The sequence below is a fragment of the Streptomyces sp. AM8-1-1 genome, from assembly GCF_032229325.1.
In the GTDB taxonomy this organism is placed as follows: Bacteria; Actinomycetota; Actinomycetes; order Streptomycetales; family Streptomycetaceae; genus Streptomyces; species Streptomyces achmelvichensis.
Genome location: NZ_CP135086.1, coordinates 1,058,791 through 1,073,642, shown reverse-complemented (window position 1 = coordinate 1,073,642; position 14,852 = coordinate 1,058,791). Strand labels below are relative to the sequence as shown.

At 70.7% G+C, this 14,852-nt stretch carries 17 protein-coding genes; 9 read left to right on the top strand and 8 right to left on the bottom strand.

Features of this window, described 5'->3' with window-relative positions; genetic code table 11:
• Positions 1 to 19: 19 nt before the first annotated feature.
• The gene (locus RPQ07_RS04795) at positions 20 to 940 is read right to left on the bottom strand and encodes a serine hydrolase (protein WP_313942751.1); all 921 of its coding nucleotides are present in this window, start codon (positions 938 to 940) and stop codon (positions 20 to 22) included.
• A 103-nt stretch (positions 941 to 1,043) separates the two neighbouring features.
• Between RPQ07_RS04795 and RPQ07_RS04790 the strand changes: the two genes are divergently transcribed.
• The 3 genes from RPQ07_RS04790 (at position 1,044) to melC2 (ending at position 3,644) form a co-directional block, all read left to right on the top strand.
• Complete coding sequence (locus RPQ07_RS04790) at positions 1,044 to 2,021, top strand: LysR family transcriptional regulator (RefSeq protein WP_313942750.1); 978 nt, start codon at positions 1,044 to 1,046, stop codon at positions 2,019 to 2,021.
• A 327-nt stretch (positions 2,022 to 2,348) separates the two neighbouring features.
• Positions 2,349 to 2,801 (top strand): tyrosinase family oxidase copper chaperone, encoded by a 453-nt coding sequence (locus tag RPQ07_RS04785; protein ID WP_313942749.1) that lies wholly within the window; start codon positions 2,349 to 2,351, stop codon positions 2,799 to 2,801.
• Positions 2,802 to 2,816: 15 nt separating this feature from the next.
• Positions 2,817 to 3,644 (top strand): tyrosinase MelC2, encoded by an 828-nt coding sequence (gene melC2, locus RPQ07_RS04780; RefSeq protein ID WP_313942748.1) that lies wholly within the window; start codon positions 2,817 to 2,819, stop codon positions 3,642 to 3,644.
• Between the two features lie 92 nt (positions 3,645 to 3,736).
• On the opposite strand, the gene RPQ07_RS04775 is transcribed toward melC2, so the two are convergent.
• Positions 3,737 to 4,678, bottom strand: a complete 942-nt coding sequence (locus RPQ07_RS04775; protein WP_313942747.1) for an alpha/beta hydrolase — start codon at positions 4,676 to 4,678, stop codon at positions 3,737 to 3,739.
• A gap of 73 nt (positions 4,679 to 4,751) precedes the next feature.
• Positions 4,752 to 6,032, bottom strand: a complete 1,281-nt coding sequence (locus tag RPQ07_RS04770; protein WP_313942746.1) for a damage-control phosphatase ARMT1 family protein — start codon at positions 6,030 to 6,032, stop codon at positions 4,752 to 4,754.
• 105 nt (positions 6,033 to 6,137) lie between these two features.
• Here RPQ07_RS04770 and RPQ07_RS04765 point away from each other — a divergent pair, with 105 nt between their 5' ends.
• Positions 6,138 to 6,551, top strand: a complete 414-nt coding sequence (locus tag RPQ07_RS04765) for a hypothetical protein (protein ID WP_313942745.1) — start codon at positions 6,138 to 6,140, stop codon at positions 6,549 to 6,551.
• Positions 6,552 to 6,572: 21 nt separating this feature from the next.
• Here RPQ07_RS04765 and RPQ07_RS04760 read toward each other — a convergent pair whose 3' ends face one another.
• Positions 6,573 to 7,604, bottom strand: a complete 1,032-nt coding sequence (locus RPQ07_RS04760) for an MsnO8 family LLM class oxidoreductase (protein WP_313942744.1) — start codon at positions 7,602 to 7,604, stop codon at positions 6,573 to 6,575.
• A 39-nt stretch (positions 7,605 to 7,643) separates the two neighbouring features.
• Positions 7,644 to 8,165, bottom strand: a complete 522-nt coding sequence (locus tag RPQ07_RS04755; RefSeq protein ID WP_313942743.1) for a hypothetical protein — start codon at positions 8,163 to 8,165, stop codon at positions 7,644 to 7,646.
• 161 nt (positions 8,166 to 8,326) lie between these two features.
• On the opposite strand from RPQ07_RS04755, the gene RPQ07_RS04750 reads away from it, so the two are divergent.
• Both RPQ07_RS04750 and RPQ07_RS04745 read left to right on the top strand, forming a co-directional pair.
• Positions 8,327 to 9,019 carry a TetR/AcrR family transcriptional regulator C-terminal domain-containing protein gene (locus RPQ07_RS04750; protein ID WP_313942742.1) on the top strand — a complete coding sequence of 231 codons (693 nt, stop codon included), beginning with the start codon at positions 8,327 to 8,329 and terminating at the stop codon, positions 9,017 to 9,019.
• Between the two features lie 50 nt (positions 9,020 to 9,069).
• Positions 9,070 to 9,561, top strand: a complete 492-nt coding sequence (locus RPQ07_RS04745) for a hypothetical protein (RefSeq protein ID WP_313942741.1) — start codon at positions 9,070 to 9,072, stop codon at positions 9,559 to 9,561.
• 31 nt (positions 9,562 to 9,592) lie between these two features.
• Here RPQ07_RS04745 and RPQ07_RS04740 read toward each other — a convergent pair whose 3' ends face one another.
• From RPQ07_RS04740 to RPQ07_RS04730, 3 genes are all read right to left on the bottom strand, one after another.
• Positions 9,593 to 9,808 (bottom strand): dodecin, encoded by a 216-nt coding sequence (locus tag RPQ07_RS04740; protein WP_313942740.1) that lies wholly within the window; start codon positions 9,806 to 9,808, stop codon positions 9,593 to 9,595.
• A gap of 24 nt (positions 9,809 to 9,832) precedes the next feature.
• On the bottom strand, positions 9,833 to 10,618 hold the full coding sequence (locus RPQ07_RS04735; RefSeq protein WP_313942739.1) for a GntR family transcriptional regulator: 786 nt from the start codon (positions 10,616 to 10,618) through the stop codon (positions 9,833 to 9,835).
• 197 nt (positions 10,619 to 10,815) lie between these two features.
• The gene (locus RPQ07_RS04730) at positions 10,816 to 11,643 is read right to left on the bottom strand and encodes a GntR family transcriptional regulator (RefSeq protein ID WP_313942738.1); all 828 of its coding nucleotides are present in this window, start codon (positions 11,641 to 11,643) and stop codon (positions 10,816 to 10,818) included.
• A gap of 211 nt (positions 11,644 to 11,854) precedes the next feature.
• Between RPQ07_RS04730 and RPQ07_RS04725 the strand changes: the two genes are divergently transcribed.
• The 3 genes from RPQ07_RS04725 to RPQ07_RS04715 are packed head-to-tail and all read left to right on the top strand — an operon-like array spanning position 11,855 to position 14,849.
• Positions 11,855 to 13,111: an extracellular solute-binding protein gene (locus RPQ07_RS04725; RefSeq protein ID WP_313942737.1), complete on the top strand. Its 1,257-nt coding sequence runs from the start codon at positions 11,855 to 11,857 to the stop codon at positions 13,109 to 13,111.
• Positions 13,108 to 14,004, top strand: coding sequence for a sugar ABC transporter permease (locus RPQ07_RS04720; RefSeq protein ID WP_313942736.1), 897 nt, complete (start codon positions 13,108 to 13,110; stop codon positions 14,002 to 14,004). Before RPQ07_RS04725 ends, RPQ07_RS04720 begins: the two co-directional genes overlap by 4 nt.
• Complete coding sequence (locus tag RPQ07_RS04715) at positions 14,001 to 14,849, top strand: carbohydrate ABC transporter permease (RefSeq protein ID WP_383238268.1); 849 nt, start codon at positions 14,001 to 14,003, stop codon at positions 14,847 to 14,849. The genes RPQ07_RS04720 and RPQ07_RS04715 overlap by 4 nt, the downstream gene beginning before the upstream one ends.
• Positions 14,850 to 14,852 lie beyond the last annotated feature (3 nt).

Below are 14,852 nucleotides of genomic sequence, written 5' to 3'. Positions count from 1 at the left end.
GTTGATGTATGAGGCCAGGTCAGGACGGGCGCGAAGAGGCCGTCGAGCGGAGGAAATCCACCGCGGTGCGCGCGGCGGTGCCGATCGCCACGTCCGTGCCGGTGCTGTTCGCCGCGAGACCCGGAGTACGGGCGAACACCGCGACCGCGTACCGCCGGCCGTCCGGATACTCGGCCACGCCCACCTCGTTGTGCAGCCCGGGCAGTGTGCCGGTCTTCGCGGACACGCGCACGCCGTCGCCGAAGCCCGCCGCCAGCCGGTGCCGGAACACCTGACGTGACATCAGCAGCCTTACCTGCGCGCAGGCTTGGGGTGGTCCTGCCGTGTCACGCCAGATCATCCGCAGGAGCCGGGTCATCTCGCGCGGTGTGCTGGAGTTCGTGCGCCGCGGGTCGAGAGCGGCGAGGCGGTGCACCTCGTCGGCGGGCAGGGTGGGGAAGACGGCGGCGAACTCCCGCTCGTCACGCGCTCCGACGTCCGCCAGCATGGATTCCAGCACCTGCCGAGGCCCGCCCACGACGCGGGTCTCCACCAGGCCGAGCTCCTTGGCCAGCAGTCCGGGGGTGTCCCGGCCGACCCGGTCGAGCAGCAGGTCCGCCGCCGTGTTGTCGCTGACCGACATCGCGAAGTGTGCCAGGTCCCGCAGGGACAGCTCCACATCGTCCAGGCAGCCCGCGGTGCCCCAGCCGCCGAGCCGGTGGTCGGCGGTGATCCGTATCCGCTCACGGGGATCGAGGTGTCCGGCCACGGACTGCCGCGCGAACTCCAGCACCAGCAGCACCTTGAACACCGAGGCGAGGACGACCGGTTCGTCCGCGTCACACCCGGCTCCGGCCGTGTCCCCAGGGCCCTCGTCCTCGTCGATGGATCGTGCGTGGAGCCGGCCCTCTGCTCCAGCGTCCCTGAACACGGAGCGCAGTCTCTCCTCGATCGGCAGCATCCGGCCCCTCATTCGGCTCTGGAGTGTCCGCAAAGTATCGCCGTCCGCCCGCAGGGCGCCGCCAACCGGACGAGACGCAGCGGACAGGCCCTAGGCTCGTGGCGTGGATCTCTTGCGCCACCTGCGCATTTTCGTCGTCGTCGCCGAGGAGCTGCACTTCGGGCGGGCCGCCGAGCTGCTCGGCATGGCCCAGCCGCCGCTCAGCCGGTCGATCCGGCGGCTGGAGGACGACCTCGGCGCCGAACTCTTCGACCGCACCCACCGGCAGGTGAGGCTCACACCGTCCGGCGCCGTACTGCTCGACGAGGCACGGGACTTGCTGGCGCGGGAAGAGCGTACGAGAGCGCTCGTCCGACGGGCCCGCGACGGCGGTCTCGGCACGCTGCGTGCCGGTGTGCCTCCGGACACTCCGGCCGCGGCGCTCGGCGCGCTGCTCGCCGAGTGCGCCGAGCGGCTTCCCGGCGTACGGGTCGACCTCCAGGAGGTGACGACGGACGAGCAGCTCCGGCTGCTCGCCTCCGGCGGGCTGGACGCGGGGCTCGTGCACCGGCCGGTCGACGCCACCGAGTTGCTGCTGGGCCCCGAGGTCCGGGTCGAGTTGGGGGTGGTGCTGCCGCGTACGTCGCCGCTCACCCGGCTTCCCGAAGTGGGTCTCGCCGATCTGGCGGGCCAGGATCTGGTGCTGTTTCCGCGGGCGTCGGCACCCGGTTGGTACGACCGGACGCTCGACATCTGCCGGGCCGCCGGCTTCGTACCCGGGCGCGTCCGGCACGCGCGCAACCCGGAGTTCCTCATCGGGCTGGTGTCCGCGGGCTGCGGAGTCGCCTTCGATCAGGGGCCGGTGGCGCGCAAGGAGCCGAGGGTGGCCTGGCGGCCGCTGGCCAACCGGCCCCTCGCGCAGCGGATCTGTGCCGTACGGCCGAGGCGGTCGCCGCACGCGGCGGCGCGTGCTTTCGGGGAGATCGCGGCCGGTGTCCTGTCGCGGGACACGGCGAGCGTGCTGCACGGCGAGAGCTCGTCGGCGGGCGGGGAGCCGCCCGGGGAACAGGAGCCGAGGCCCTGGTCCGTCGTGTTCGGCTGAGGAGCCGCGGCTCCGTCCAGGCATATGTTCCGGACATGTTTCAGATGTGAGGACCGGCACAACTTCCGACCTTGCGCCGCAAATTCTTCACAAGAATGGCATGTTCACAGCGGAATGTTCGCCTCCCCTCCGAAGTGACGGTCGCTGCGGAACAAGATCAATACTGTTCAACGCTGCACTTCGAATCAGGACATGTCCGCATGGTGGCCCTCCGTCCTCCGCCGACTTCGGCCCACGGCATCCCGCCCTGTAGTCATGGCAACGGCGGTCTGCCTGACCAACGGGCCGCCGTCCGACACAAGTACAGCCATATCTGGGGGGACACCCATGTCCAGAATCACCCGCCGCCAGGCCCTGACCGCTGCCACGGGCGCGGCTGCCGGCCTCGCGATCACCGGCGCCGCCCGGGCCTCGTCCGGCAATGGAGCGCATCCGGCCGGTGGCCGGGCCAAGCGCCCGGCCGACGGTCCCGCACCCTTCGACGAGGTCTACCTGGGACGCCGCATCCAGGGCGCACCCGCGCACGGGGGCCACGGCGGCCACGGCGCTCACGGGGGCCACGGCGGTCACCAGGCTCCCGCCGGCCAGGGGGGCCACGAGGGTCACGGCGGCTACCGCGTGCACATCGACGGCGAGGAACTGCATGTGATGAGCAACGCCGACGGCACCTGGATCAGCGTCGTCAACCACTACGAGCCGCACCCGACCCCGCTCGCCGTGGCCCGCGCCGCCGTCGCCGAACTCCAGGGCGCCGACCTCGTGCCCCTCGACCTCGTCTGATCCAGGAGACCCGCCATGACCGTACGCAAGAACCAGGCGATCCTCTCCGCCGACGAGAAGCGCTCTTTCACCAACGCCGTGCTGGAACTCAAGCGCAGCGGCCGGTACGACACCTTCGTCACCACCCACAACGCCTTCATCATGGGTGACACCGACACCGGTGACCGTGTCGGGCACCGTTCGCCGTCCTTCCTGCCGTGGCACCGAAGATTCCTCATACAGTTCGAGCAGGCCCTTCAGTCCGTCGATCCCTCGGTGGCCCTGCCCTACTGGGACTGGACCGCGGACCGCACCACCGCCTCGTCGCTGTGGGCGGCCGACTTCCTCGGTGGCACCGGCCGCAGCAGGGACGGCCAGGTGATGGACGGTCCGTTCGCCTTCTCCGGCGGCCGCTGGCCGGTCAGCATCCGGGTGGACGGTCGCGGCTATCTGCGCCGTGACCTGGGAGTCGGTGTCCGCCAGCTGCCGACCCGGGCCGAGGTCGACTCCGTGCTCGCCATGCCGGTCTACGACGCGCCGCCGTGGAACAGCGCGTCCAACAGCTTCCGCAACCACCTGGAGGGCTGGCGGGGAGTCAATCTGCACAACCGCGTCCACGTCTGGGTCGGCGGTCAGATGGGGACCGGCGTCTCGCCCAACGACCCGGTGTTCTGGCTGCACCACGCCTTCATCGACAAGCTCTGGGCCGACTGGCAGACCCGTCACCCGGACTCGCCGTACCTTCCCGCCGCCGGCACGCCCAACGTCGTCGACCTGCGCGACACCATGCGCCCGTGGAACGACGTGACCCCGGCGGACATGCTCGACCACACCCCGCACTACACCTACGACACGGCGGCCTAGGCCTCCCCGCGGTCCGTGTCCACCGGCACGGACCGCGTCCCGTCAGCAGGGCCGCCGGCCGGCCGCGGTGAGCCGGGTGACGGGAGCCGGAGTCATTTCATGGGGCTCGCGCTCGGGCGGGCGACAGCGGCGCGGTTCGCGACCAGGCGGATCGCCGCCGTCGTGAGGTCCGGGTCGTGAAGCTGGACGTAGTGGTCGCTGCCGGTCGCCAGCAGGTGCGGAGTCTGCGGCCGCAGGGCCACCAGCGCCTGCTGGGCCTTGGGCCAGGCGTCCTCCAGCTTCGCCAGCAACTGCTTGTTCATGGTGGGCGGCGCGGCGAAGGGTTCCGTCTTGCTCAGGACCGCGACCGGGACCGGCGGGAGCGGGCCACCGCGCTCGATGGCGGTCACCCCGCCGTCGATGTCCACCTGCTCGAAGTCCGGATCGGTGTCGAAGGGTGTACCGGGATGCCGCAGGGCCTCGACGTACGCCGGCCAGTCGGCCCCCATCGCCGGCTTCAGCGCGGGTCCCAGCGCGTCGACCAGGACCAGCCCGCGGGTCTGCTCCGGGTGCTCCTGTGCGTACCGCAGGGCGAGCATGCTGCCGAAGGAGTGCCCCACCAGCACGTACGGCCCCGGCACGTGGCCGGCCGTCAGGACGCGGTCCAGGTCCTGGACCATGGCGCCCAGAGCCCGGGTTCCCCGCACGGGTGTGCTGCGGGTGGTGAGTGTCGGGGGCTGGGTGTAGCGGATCGTGCCCGGCCGGTCGTAGGTGCACACGCGGGTGAACCCGGCCACGCCCGGTAGCACCGGTGTCTTCGGCACGGGCGGGGTGACGTCGGACAGCGACCACGGGTCGGCGGACTCGTGGAGTCCGGACAGCAGCACCACGGTCGGGCTCCCCGAACCCGAGCACTGCAGGTACAGGCTTCGCCCGCCGCCGATATCCACCCGCTTCCCGGTGTCCCCGCCAGGCGCCCCGGGCGTGCCCGCGACCAGCAGGGCCACGGCCACCACGGCCGCCACACCACCGGACGCACGCCATCGCCATCGCATGCCTCCAGCGTCCCCGTCACCCCGTCACGCCGCCATCCGGGACCCGGCGGTGCCGCGATCCGCCGGAGGCGGCCTACGCCGGGCCCTCGGGGTCGCCCTCCGCCCCGGACGAGGTCCGGCGCGAGGTGGCGGCCGGCGCGGGCCGGGCCTGGATCAGGGCGTGGGTGCCACTGGTGCGCCAGGCCGCGCCCGTCCGGTCGAGGGCGTCGGTCATCGCCGCGGTCAGTCCGACGATCACGTCCGACTTCAGTGTGCGCAGGGCCGCGACGGACCCGGGGAAGTACGCCGTGACATCCGCGAAGGGCGTCGTCGCCGGCCAGAGCCGATCGCCCACCAGGCGGCGGTAGTTGAGGTCGCCCTTCAGGATCGTCAGCGTGACGGAGGCGAACTGAGTCCTGAGATCCTCGGGCATCTCCTCGTACGGAAGCGGTGCGCAGAAGAACGGGTGCGCGCGCACCTCCAGGCGTCCGGTTCCCGCCGCGGTCCAGAGGCGCCTGCCGATCTCGCCGGCCCGGCCGGACGCCCGGACGAGCCGCCGGAGAGCGCCGACGACATCGGTGGTCGTCGCGTCGGAGACGTAGTACGGATACGGCTTGACGTGCAGGACGACGTCCGTCGCGTGACCGCGTTCGAGGAGGTGGTCGACGAGGACGAGGTCGGGGATCAGCTCGCGCCCCGCATTGTCGGCGACCACGGCGACGGTGGCCGGCGTTCCCACGGGCAGCAGCGACCACAGCAACGCACTGTCGTCGGCGACGAGGCCGGCACCGGCATCAGCACCGCCATCCGTGTCGGTCCGGGCGGACTCGTCGGCCGTCACGCTGAAGCCGAGGTCGGCACGGTTTCCCCAGAGCGAGGCCTGCAGCAGTGCGGACGCCTGCCGTTCGGCGGGCAGATCGGCGAGTGTGTCGAGGGCCCGCAGCTCCTCGTCCACGACGGTGCTGCTCAGTTCGGCGTCCTTGAAGGGGCCGAACGGGTCCACACCCTGCCACGGGCCTTCGCCGAAGTATTCGAGGGCCGCGAGGAGCTTGCGGTAGAAGTAGCTCTCCGCCCACAGGAAGGGGGCGTCGAACCACGACCGTCCGAGGTACGGCTCCGCCCGCTCCGCCCAGAGCGCGTGATCCTTCGCCGTCGCGTCCAGCGGTTCGACGACTCCGTCGGTGATCTCGGCCAACAGGGCGTCGAGCGCGCGGTGTTGACGCGGAGCGTAGGGGAAGGCGTCGCGTACCTGCTGGATCAGGGCCGGATGGCGTCGGTGCAGTACTCCCCAGGCGAAGCTGCCGGGTTCATCGCACATGACCACGGGAGGACGGGAGTCCGGGACGTCCGAGGGGCGGGGGAGGCGTGCTGTCATGTCGGCTGAGCCCTTCGCGTATCGCTGGTCCGTGCGTCCCGGCTCATCCTCGCTCCGAGGCGCCGTCCCGCGGAACCGGCGACACGGTCCGGGCGTCGAAGGGGCATGACGGAGAAACCGGTACAGGCCGCATTCACCCTCGTGCTGGCGGCGCTGCTGCTGACGGCCTGTAGCGGCACCGGCGAACCGGCCTCACAGGAGAGCCCGTCCGCCCGCACCACGCCGTCCGTCCGCACCGTGCCGTCGGTCCGCACCGCTCCGTCCGCCCGGACGATCGCGTTCCAGCTCTATACGCACTGCGGCATCGGCGAGGCCCGCATCGGCTCCACCTACTTCGAGGCCGAGACGCCCCTCTCCGACGGCTCGGCCGGGCCGCCCGAAGGATGGGACAACCCGTACCAGAGCGGCAGGATGACGCTGACGTCCGCGACGCGGGCCGTCTTCACCGATGACGCCGGACACGAGGTCGTCTTCCGTGCCCGGCCGGGTGCGAAGGCCTTCACGGTGATCTGCCAGTAGCCGTGCACGGCGCCGCACGGATCACCGCTCCCCATCAGGAGCAGGCCTGCCGAGACCGGCCGCCTTCGCGAGCCTGCGGTAGGAGTCGAGCAGTGACCCGCGGTCGTACGTACTGGTCGTGATCAGCACCTCGTCGGCGGCGCTGTCCTTGACCACCGACTCGAGCGCGTCGAGGACCTGATCCTCCGTGCCGGCGATGTGGCCCCGCAGTCCCGACTCGTAGAACTCCCGTTCCTTCGCGGTCATGGTCAGTACCTCGATCCGCTCGGGCGCAAGGAGCGGGGGAAAGACGCCGTGCGTGCGGGAGTACGCCATCGACCAGGCTTCCGGCATCAGCAGCCGCCGGGCCTCCGCCTCGGTCGCGGCGACCGCGACCGTGCCGGAGATCGTCACATGGGGGCGCTCGGACCAGACGGAGGGCCTGAAGCCCTGGCGGTAGCGTTCGACGCCGGCCAGCATCCGGTCCCGGCTCCGCAGGTCGCCGATGACCATCGGCAGTCCGGCCTCCGCCGCGATGGCGGCTCCCTCACCCGTGGCGAGGACGAAGGGCGGGACCCGGAGGCCCTCCGCCGGGCGGGCGTGCACCTGAGGATGCGACGACTGCTCGCCGGTGAACCATCCGAGCAGTTCCTCCAGCCGGCCGGCGAAGTCGTCCGCGTCCTTCTTGTCCCGGCCCAGCGCCCTGCGGATGCCGTCGGTGAAGCCGACCGAGCGGCCCAGCCCCATGTCGATCCGGCCGGGGAACAGGGACTCCAGGACCCCGAACTGCTCGGCGACGACCAGGGGTTGGTGGTTGGGCAGCATCACCCCGCCGGTACCCACCCGGATCGTGGAGGTCGCCGCCGCCACCGCCGCCGCCAGTACGGTCGGCGCGGAGCCGGCCACCCCGGGCACGCTGTGGTGCTCGGAGACCCAGAACCGGTGGTAGCCGAGCGTCTCCAGCTCGCGGGCAAGGGACACCGTGTCCCGCAGGGCGGCGGGACCGTCGTACCCCTCGCGGGTGCGGGACCGGTCCAGTACGGACAGTCGGGTGGATGCGATCCATGAGCTCACACAGGGTGCAACGCCGTGGGGGCGTCAGGATTCCCGGGGTCAGGCGAGCGCGAGCAGGACGAGGACGGCGATGGACCCGGCCATCACGACGGTGTGCCGGACGTTCTGCAGGCCGGGCAGCACCCAGGAGGGGAAGGCCTTCTCGGCGGCGTCGAGCAGCGCGACGACGTCCATGCGCTGCAAGGCGGCGTCCCCGCTCTTCGCGAAGTGCGCCCGCACGGTCCGGACGGCGGTCAACTGGCTGTGCAGGATCAGTACGTTGCCGAGCAGGACGATCGGCTGGACGATCCAGGACGACGTCGCGCCCCACGCGTTCCCGGTGAGGTTGAGCGCCGCCAGAACCGCGAGGGTCAGAGCGACGCCGACGGGGACGGCCGTCTCGTGGCCGCCGGCGTCGAACCGCAGCTTGTTCTCCGCCAGCACCGTGGCGGGGACGCCCTGACGGTCCAGTTCGGCCTCGGCGGCGGCCTGGGCCCGCGCTCCGTAACGGGCGCGCACCATCGGGATGCTGACGAAGGCCGTCGCGATGAGCAGTTGCAGCGCAGCGGCGATCGGGGTCATGACTGTCTCCTTCACTGGGCCGCACGGGCGGCGAGAACCGAGGACGTGGGCGACTTGAACTAAGTGCAAGTGAAGGCTAGCGGCCTACTTGAACTAAGTGCAAGAGTCTTCCTCGGGCCCGTGAACTCCTTCTTGAACTAAGTGCATCTACGCTGGGCGGTATGCCACGGAACACCCTGACCGCCGAGCAGATCGTCCGCGCTGCCATCGAGTTGCTGGACGCCGAAGGGCTGGACGGCCTCAACATGCGCAGCCTGGGCGGCCGGCTCGGCTCCGCCGCCACCGCCGTCTACTGGCACGTCGGGAACAAGGACAACCTCGTGAGACTCGCGGGCGACGAGGTCTGGCAGGAGATCGATCTGCCCGACCTGGACTCGCTCGACTGGCGGAACGCCGCCACGGCGATGGCCGCGGGCCAGCACGCGATGATGGCGAGGCACCCCTGGCTCGTCCAGGCGCTCGCCGGTCATCTCCTCTACGGTCCCGGCAAGGCGCGCCACGACGACCACATCCTCGCCGTGTACGAGAAGGCGGGGTTCGTCGGTGCGGAGGCCGATCAGGCGGCCGCCACCGTCTTCATGTTCGTTCTCGGCAACGCGGCGGGCGCCTCTGCCACGATCGCGCTGACCCGGCGCCTCAACCGCGGCGGTGGCGACGCGGAGGAGCAGCTGCGCGACACCATGGCCCGGGCGAGTGAGATCGCCATGACGTACCCGCGACTGCGCTCCCGCCTCCAGGGGGCGTCGGCGGCCGAGTACAACGCGGCTCCCGACGACAGTTTCGCGTTCGGTCTGGAGGCCATTCTGGACGGGTTCGAGAAGAGGCTCGCGGCGCAGCGCACGGCGGCGGGCTAGGGACCGCTGACCCGCGCCGGTGGAGGGCGGACACGACCTAGGGTGGGGGCGTGACCCGAAACAGCAGGCCGCTGGCCGTATTCGACCTCGACGGAACCCTTGCCGACTCCGGGCATCGGCAGCGTTTTCTGGAGCGCAAGCCGCGGGACTGGAACGCCTTCTTCGCCGCCGCGCCGAAGGATCCGCCGCTGAGCGAGGGTGTCGAGCTGTGTCTGCGGTCCGCCGAGGAGTGCGACGTCGTGTACCTCACGGGCAGGCCGGAACGCTGCCGCAAGGACACGCTGGCGTGGCTCGCCGCGCAGGGACTGCCCGAGGGGCCGGTGCACATGCGGCGCAACGACGACCGCCGGCCCGCCCGCACCACCAAGGTGCAGATCCTGCGGCGGCTCGGCCGGGACCGGGAGATCCGGATGCTCGTGGACGACGACGAGCTGGTGTGCGACGCGGCCGAGAAGGCCGGCTTCCCGGTCGTACGGGCCGTATGGGCGGCCGGTACGACCGAGGCGATGAAGGAGGCTCAGGAGCGGGAGGGCCGCACCTGATCCGCCGCCGAACCGGTGATGCGGGGTGCGGTCAGGCACCCTCCTCGAGCCGGAAGCCGACCTTCAGGCCGACCTGGTAGTGCTCGATCTCCCCGTCCACGATGTGGCCGCGGACCTGGGTCACCTCGAACCAGTCGAGCCCTCGGAGGGTCTGGCCGGCGCGCTTGATGCCGTTGCGGATGGCGGCGTCGATCCCTTCGGGGGAGGTGCCGACGATCTCGGTGACCCGGTAGGTGTGATTCGACATGGGTGTCGCACTCCTCTCGATGCGTTACTCCACCGTGCCCCACCACGCCGCCGTGCGCGAGGCGTCGGGGGCAGGACGGTCGTCCGTCGAGGTGCCGAGCGCGAGCCGGGAGACGATGCGGTACCGGTCGCCGCGGTAGAGGGACCGTACGTACTCCACGGGGCGTCCGCCGGTGTCGGAGGTGACACGGTCGAACAGAAGGGCGGGGGAGAACACCGGCACACCCAGCAGTACGGCCTCGTCCTCGCTCAGCACGGTCGGCTCGATCGACTGCACGGCCTGGGCGGTCCGTACTCCGCGCGCCTCGCGGAGGTGCGTGTAGAAGCCCGCCTCCATCTGCTCCGCCGTGAGCCCGGGGACCAGGGCTGCCGGGATGTGGAGAAACTCCAGGGCGATGGGCGTGCCGTCGACCAGGCGCAGCCGCGCGACGTACACGAGGTCGTCGGCGGGGGACACCTTCAGGCGCCGTCCGATCCGGGCGCCCGCGCTCACCGTGCTGAACTCCAGAACCCGGCTGGACCAGGCGCCCGTTGGCATCGGCGCCGAGGCGGGATGGCGGTCGGAGACGAGTTCCTGGGTGATCTTGGCGGGGGCGACGAACATGCCGCGGCCGTGTTCGCGGACGAGTTGTCCGGTGGCGACGAGTTCGTCGACGGCGGCGCGGAGGGTGGGGCGGGAGACGCCGAGTTCGGCGCTGAGGGTGCGTTCGGAGGGGATGGCGTCGCCGGGCCTGCGGTCCTCGACCAGCGCCAGCAGATACGCGCGCACCCGCTCCCGCTTGAGCACCGTCCTGGAGCGGGTGTCGGGCATCCTCGCCCTCCTGAACTGCGGGCCGGTCCGGGGCGGAGCCGGCGGTGGGCCTTCGAGGATACGGGCAGCACCGCGGGCACCCGCGGGCGGCACTCACCGCCGGGTCGGCAGGCGTCCGGGTCGTCAGGTGCGGTGCGGGCGGCACGCGACGCGCGGTGCGGCCGGGGTGAGGCGGGCACGCGCGGTGCGGCAGCGGTTCAGTAGGCGTCGCCTGTGGTGGAGGAGTTGATGATGTCGCCGTGCGCGAAGTCGCCCGGCGGGATGCCGGGATGATGACCTTCCGGACGCGGACGCGGCACGGAGGTGCCGAGCGCGAGCCGGGAGACGATGCGGTACCGGTCGCCGCGGTAGACGGAGTGGACGTACTCGACGGGGTTTCCGGCGGTGTCGGTGGTGAGCCGTTCCACCAGCAGTGCGGGGGAGAGGACCGGGACGTCGAGCACGGCGGCCTCCGCCTCGTTGACCACGGTCGGCTCGATGGACTGGACGGCCTCGTTCACGAAGACGCGGTGATGCTCGCGCAGATGGTCGTAGAGGTCGCCGGCCTCCAGCTCCTGGGGGGTGAGGGTGGGGACCAGCCCGGCGGGGATGTGCAGATGCTCGATGGCCATCGGAGCCCCGTCGACCCGTCGCAGCCGGGCGATGTAGACCAGTTCGGCGGCCGGTGAGATGCGCAGCTTGCGGCCGATGCGGGCGCCCGCCCGGATGGTGGCCAGCTCCAGCACGGTGCTGGACCAGGTGCCCGCGGCGCGCGGCACGGCGAACGCGGCGTCGTCGGAGACGAGTTCCTGAGTGATCTTGGCGGGGGCGACGAACATGCCGCGGCCGTGTTCGCGGACGAGTTGTCCGGTGGCGACGAGTTCGTCGACGGCGGCGCGCAAGGTGGGGCGGGAGACGCCGAGTTCGGCGCTGAGGGTGCGTTCGGAGGGGATGGCATCGCCGGGCCTGCGGTCCTCGACCAGCGCGAGCAGGAACTCCCGTACCCGCTCCCGCTTCAGTACGGCACCCGAAGTGCTGCGTTCCATCGCCCTGGCCTCTCTGCTGTGGTCCACCTCGTCGACAACTGGTCAGATGGTAAACGACTTTCTGACCAGTGAGGCTCCGTCGGGTCGATGGGCAACTCCGTGAACGGCCCAGCTTTTCAAGGCTCTTGACGTCAACATTGGTCCATGCCACCTTCTAGCCACGCCGTTGGCCAGTTGACCAATTGGTCAACTCATCTCCGAGGTGACATCCGTGAAGACTCGCTTCATCGCCGCTGCCGCCGTCCTGGCAGCCACCACCGCGCTCACCGCCTGCAGCACGTCGTCCTCCGGCTCCGGATCGGCGAGCGGCGACGAACGGCTGACCGTCTGGATCATGAAGGACAGCGTCTCCGACGCCTATCTCCAGCGGTTCACCAAGGGCTTCGAGAAGGAGCACCGGGGCACCACGCTCGACATCCAGATCCAGGAGTGGGACGGCATCGGTGAGAAGGTCACCGCCGCCCTGGCCAGCAAGGACGCACCGGACGTCATCGAAGTGGGCAACACCCAGGTCGCGCAGTACGCGGCCAGCGGCGGTGTGACCGACCTCGGCGCCAAGGTCACCGAACTGCGCGGCGGCGACTGGCTCCCCGGACTCGCCGAGCCGGGCAAGGTCGACGGCAAGCAGTACGGCATTCCCTGGTACGCGGCGAACCGTGTGGTGATCTACAACAAGGACCTCTTCGGCAAGGCCGGCATCACCGCGCCGCCGAAGACACGTGACGAGTGGCTGGCGATCACCCGCAAGCTCAACGCGGGCCCGGTGCAGGGCATCTATCTGCCGGGCCAGAACTGGTACACCCTCGCCGGATTCATCTGGGAGGACGGCGGCGAACTCGCCGAGGAGAGCGGCGGCAACTGGAAAGGTTCGCTCGACAGTCCCGAGGCCCTGAAGGGCATGGACTTCTACCGGCAGCTCCAGGCGCTCGGCAAGGGGCCCAAGGACTCAGACGAGGCGAAGCCGCCCCAGGCCGACGTCTTCGCCAAGGGCGACGTGGCCCAGATCATCTCCGTGCCCGGCGGGGCGAAGATCGTCGAACAGGCCAATCCGGCGCTCGCCGGCAAGCTCGGCTTCTTCCCGATCCCCGGCCGGACCGCGGACAAGCCCGGGGCCACCTTCACCGGTGGCTCCGACCTGATCGTGCCGGCCGCCTCCGCCCACCAGGACGCCGCTTACCAGGTGGTGAAGGCGCTCGCGGGGGAGAAGTGGCAGAGCGACCTCGCCAGAACCATGAGTTATGTCCCCAACCGGACCTCGCTCGCCAAGGTCATCGAGGACAACGAGGGCACGGCAGCGATGGCGGCCGCGGCCGCCCAGGGCCGGGCGACGCCCAACTCCCCGCAGTGGGCGGCCGTCGAGGCCACCAATCCGATCAAGCAGTACATGACCGCCGTTCTGACCGGCAGCGACCCGGCGAAGGCGGCGAAGGAAGCCTCCGACAGCATCACCAAGACCCTCGGCTCATGAGGGCCGGCCCCCGAGCCCTCTGGCCCTATCTGCTGATAGCCCCCACCGTCCTCGGCGCGGCCTTCCTCCTCGCCTACCCCCTGGTCCGCAATCTGGTCATCTCCTTCCAGCACTACGGGATGGCGGAGCTGATCCGCGGCGGCGCCGGCTTCGCGGGCCTGGAGAACTACCGGGAGATCCTCGGCGACACGGCCTTCTGGGAGGTCGTGCGGCGCACGCTGTGGTGGACCGCCCTCAACGTCGTACTGATCATGGTGCTCGGCACCGTCGTGGCCCTGATGCTCCAGCGCCTGCGCAAGGGCCTGCGGATCCTGGTGCTGAGCGGACTGGTCCTCGCCTGGGCCAGCCCGGTCATCGCCACCACCACCGTCTTCCAGTGGCTCTTCTCCTCACGCCTCGGCGTGGTCAACTGGCTGCTGGTCCGGCTGGGGTTCGACTCCTTCCGGGACTACTCCTGGCTCGCGCACGGCGGTTCGGCTTTCACCATCCTCGTCCTGCTGGTCGTCTGGCAGTCCGTGCCGTTCGTGGCCGTCACCCTGCACGCCGCCCTGACCACCGTCCCCGCCGAACTGGTCGAATCGGCCAGGATCGACGGCGCCGGCGGCTGGCGGATCTTCCGCTCCGTCACGCTGCCCGTCCTGCGCCCCGTCTTCGGGCTCGTCCTGTGCCTCGAAGTCATCTGGGTCTTCCGCTGCTTCGCCCAGATCTGGGCCGTCACCAAGGGCGGACCCGGCGGTGCGACCACCACCCTGCCGGTCTACGCCTACCAGGTCGCCCAGTCCCTGCACCGCTACGACCTCGGCGCCGCCGCGGCCACCCTGACCGTGCTCATCCTGCTGGCCGCGCTGATCCTCTACTTCCGACAGATGTTCCGGCAGGAGGCCGAGCTGTGAGACTCCTGCGACCCGGACCCGCCGCACTGCGCCGGCTCCCCCTGAACGCGGGGGCGCTGATCGTCTTCGTCCTCAGCGTCTTCCCCGTCTACTGGATGATCCTGACCGCCTTCAAGCCCACCCGGGACATCCAGGCCGAGACGCCCGTGTTCCTGCCCACCGACCTCACGCTCGACCACTTCTCCGCGGCCGTGAACGCCGACGGATTCTGGTCCTTCTGGCGCAACAGCCTGCTGGTGACGGCCAGTTGTGTCCTGCTCGCCCTGGTCGTGGCGCTGGGTGCGGCCTTCGCCGTGGCCCGGCTGCGCTGGCGGGGCCGCCGTGGCTTCGTGCTGATGGTCTTCATCGCCCAGGTCGCGCCCTGGGAGGCGCTGCTCATCCCGATGTACGTTATCGCCCGCGACACCGACATGCTCGACCGGCTCGCCACCCTGAGCCTCGTCTACTTCATGATCACGCTGCCCTTCACCATCGTGACCCTGCGCAGCTTCCTCACCGCGATCCCCGTGGAACTGGAGGAGGCCGCCCAGGTCGACGGCTGCACCCGGGCCGCCGCCTTCCGCCGGGTGACGCTGCCGCTGCTCGCCCCCGGGCTGCTCGCCACCTCGCTGTTCGGCTTCATCACGGCCTGGAACGAGTTCGCCTTCGCCAACATGCTGATCATCAAGAACCAGGACGACCGCACCCTCCCGGTTTGGCTCTCCTCGTTCTCGAACGTCTTCGGCACCGACTGGGGCGCCACCATGGCCGCCTCCACCCTCTTCGCGCTGCCCGTCCTCGTCCTCTTCCTGGTGCTCCAGAGCCGGGTCTCCGCCGGAATGACCGGCGGAGCGGTCAAGGGATAGGAG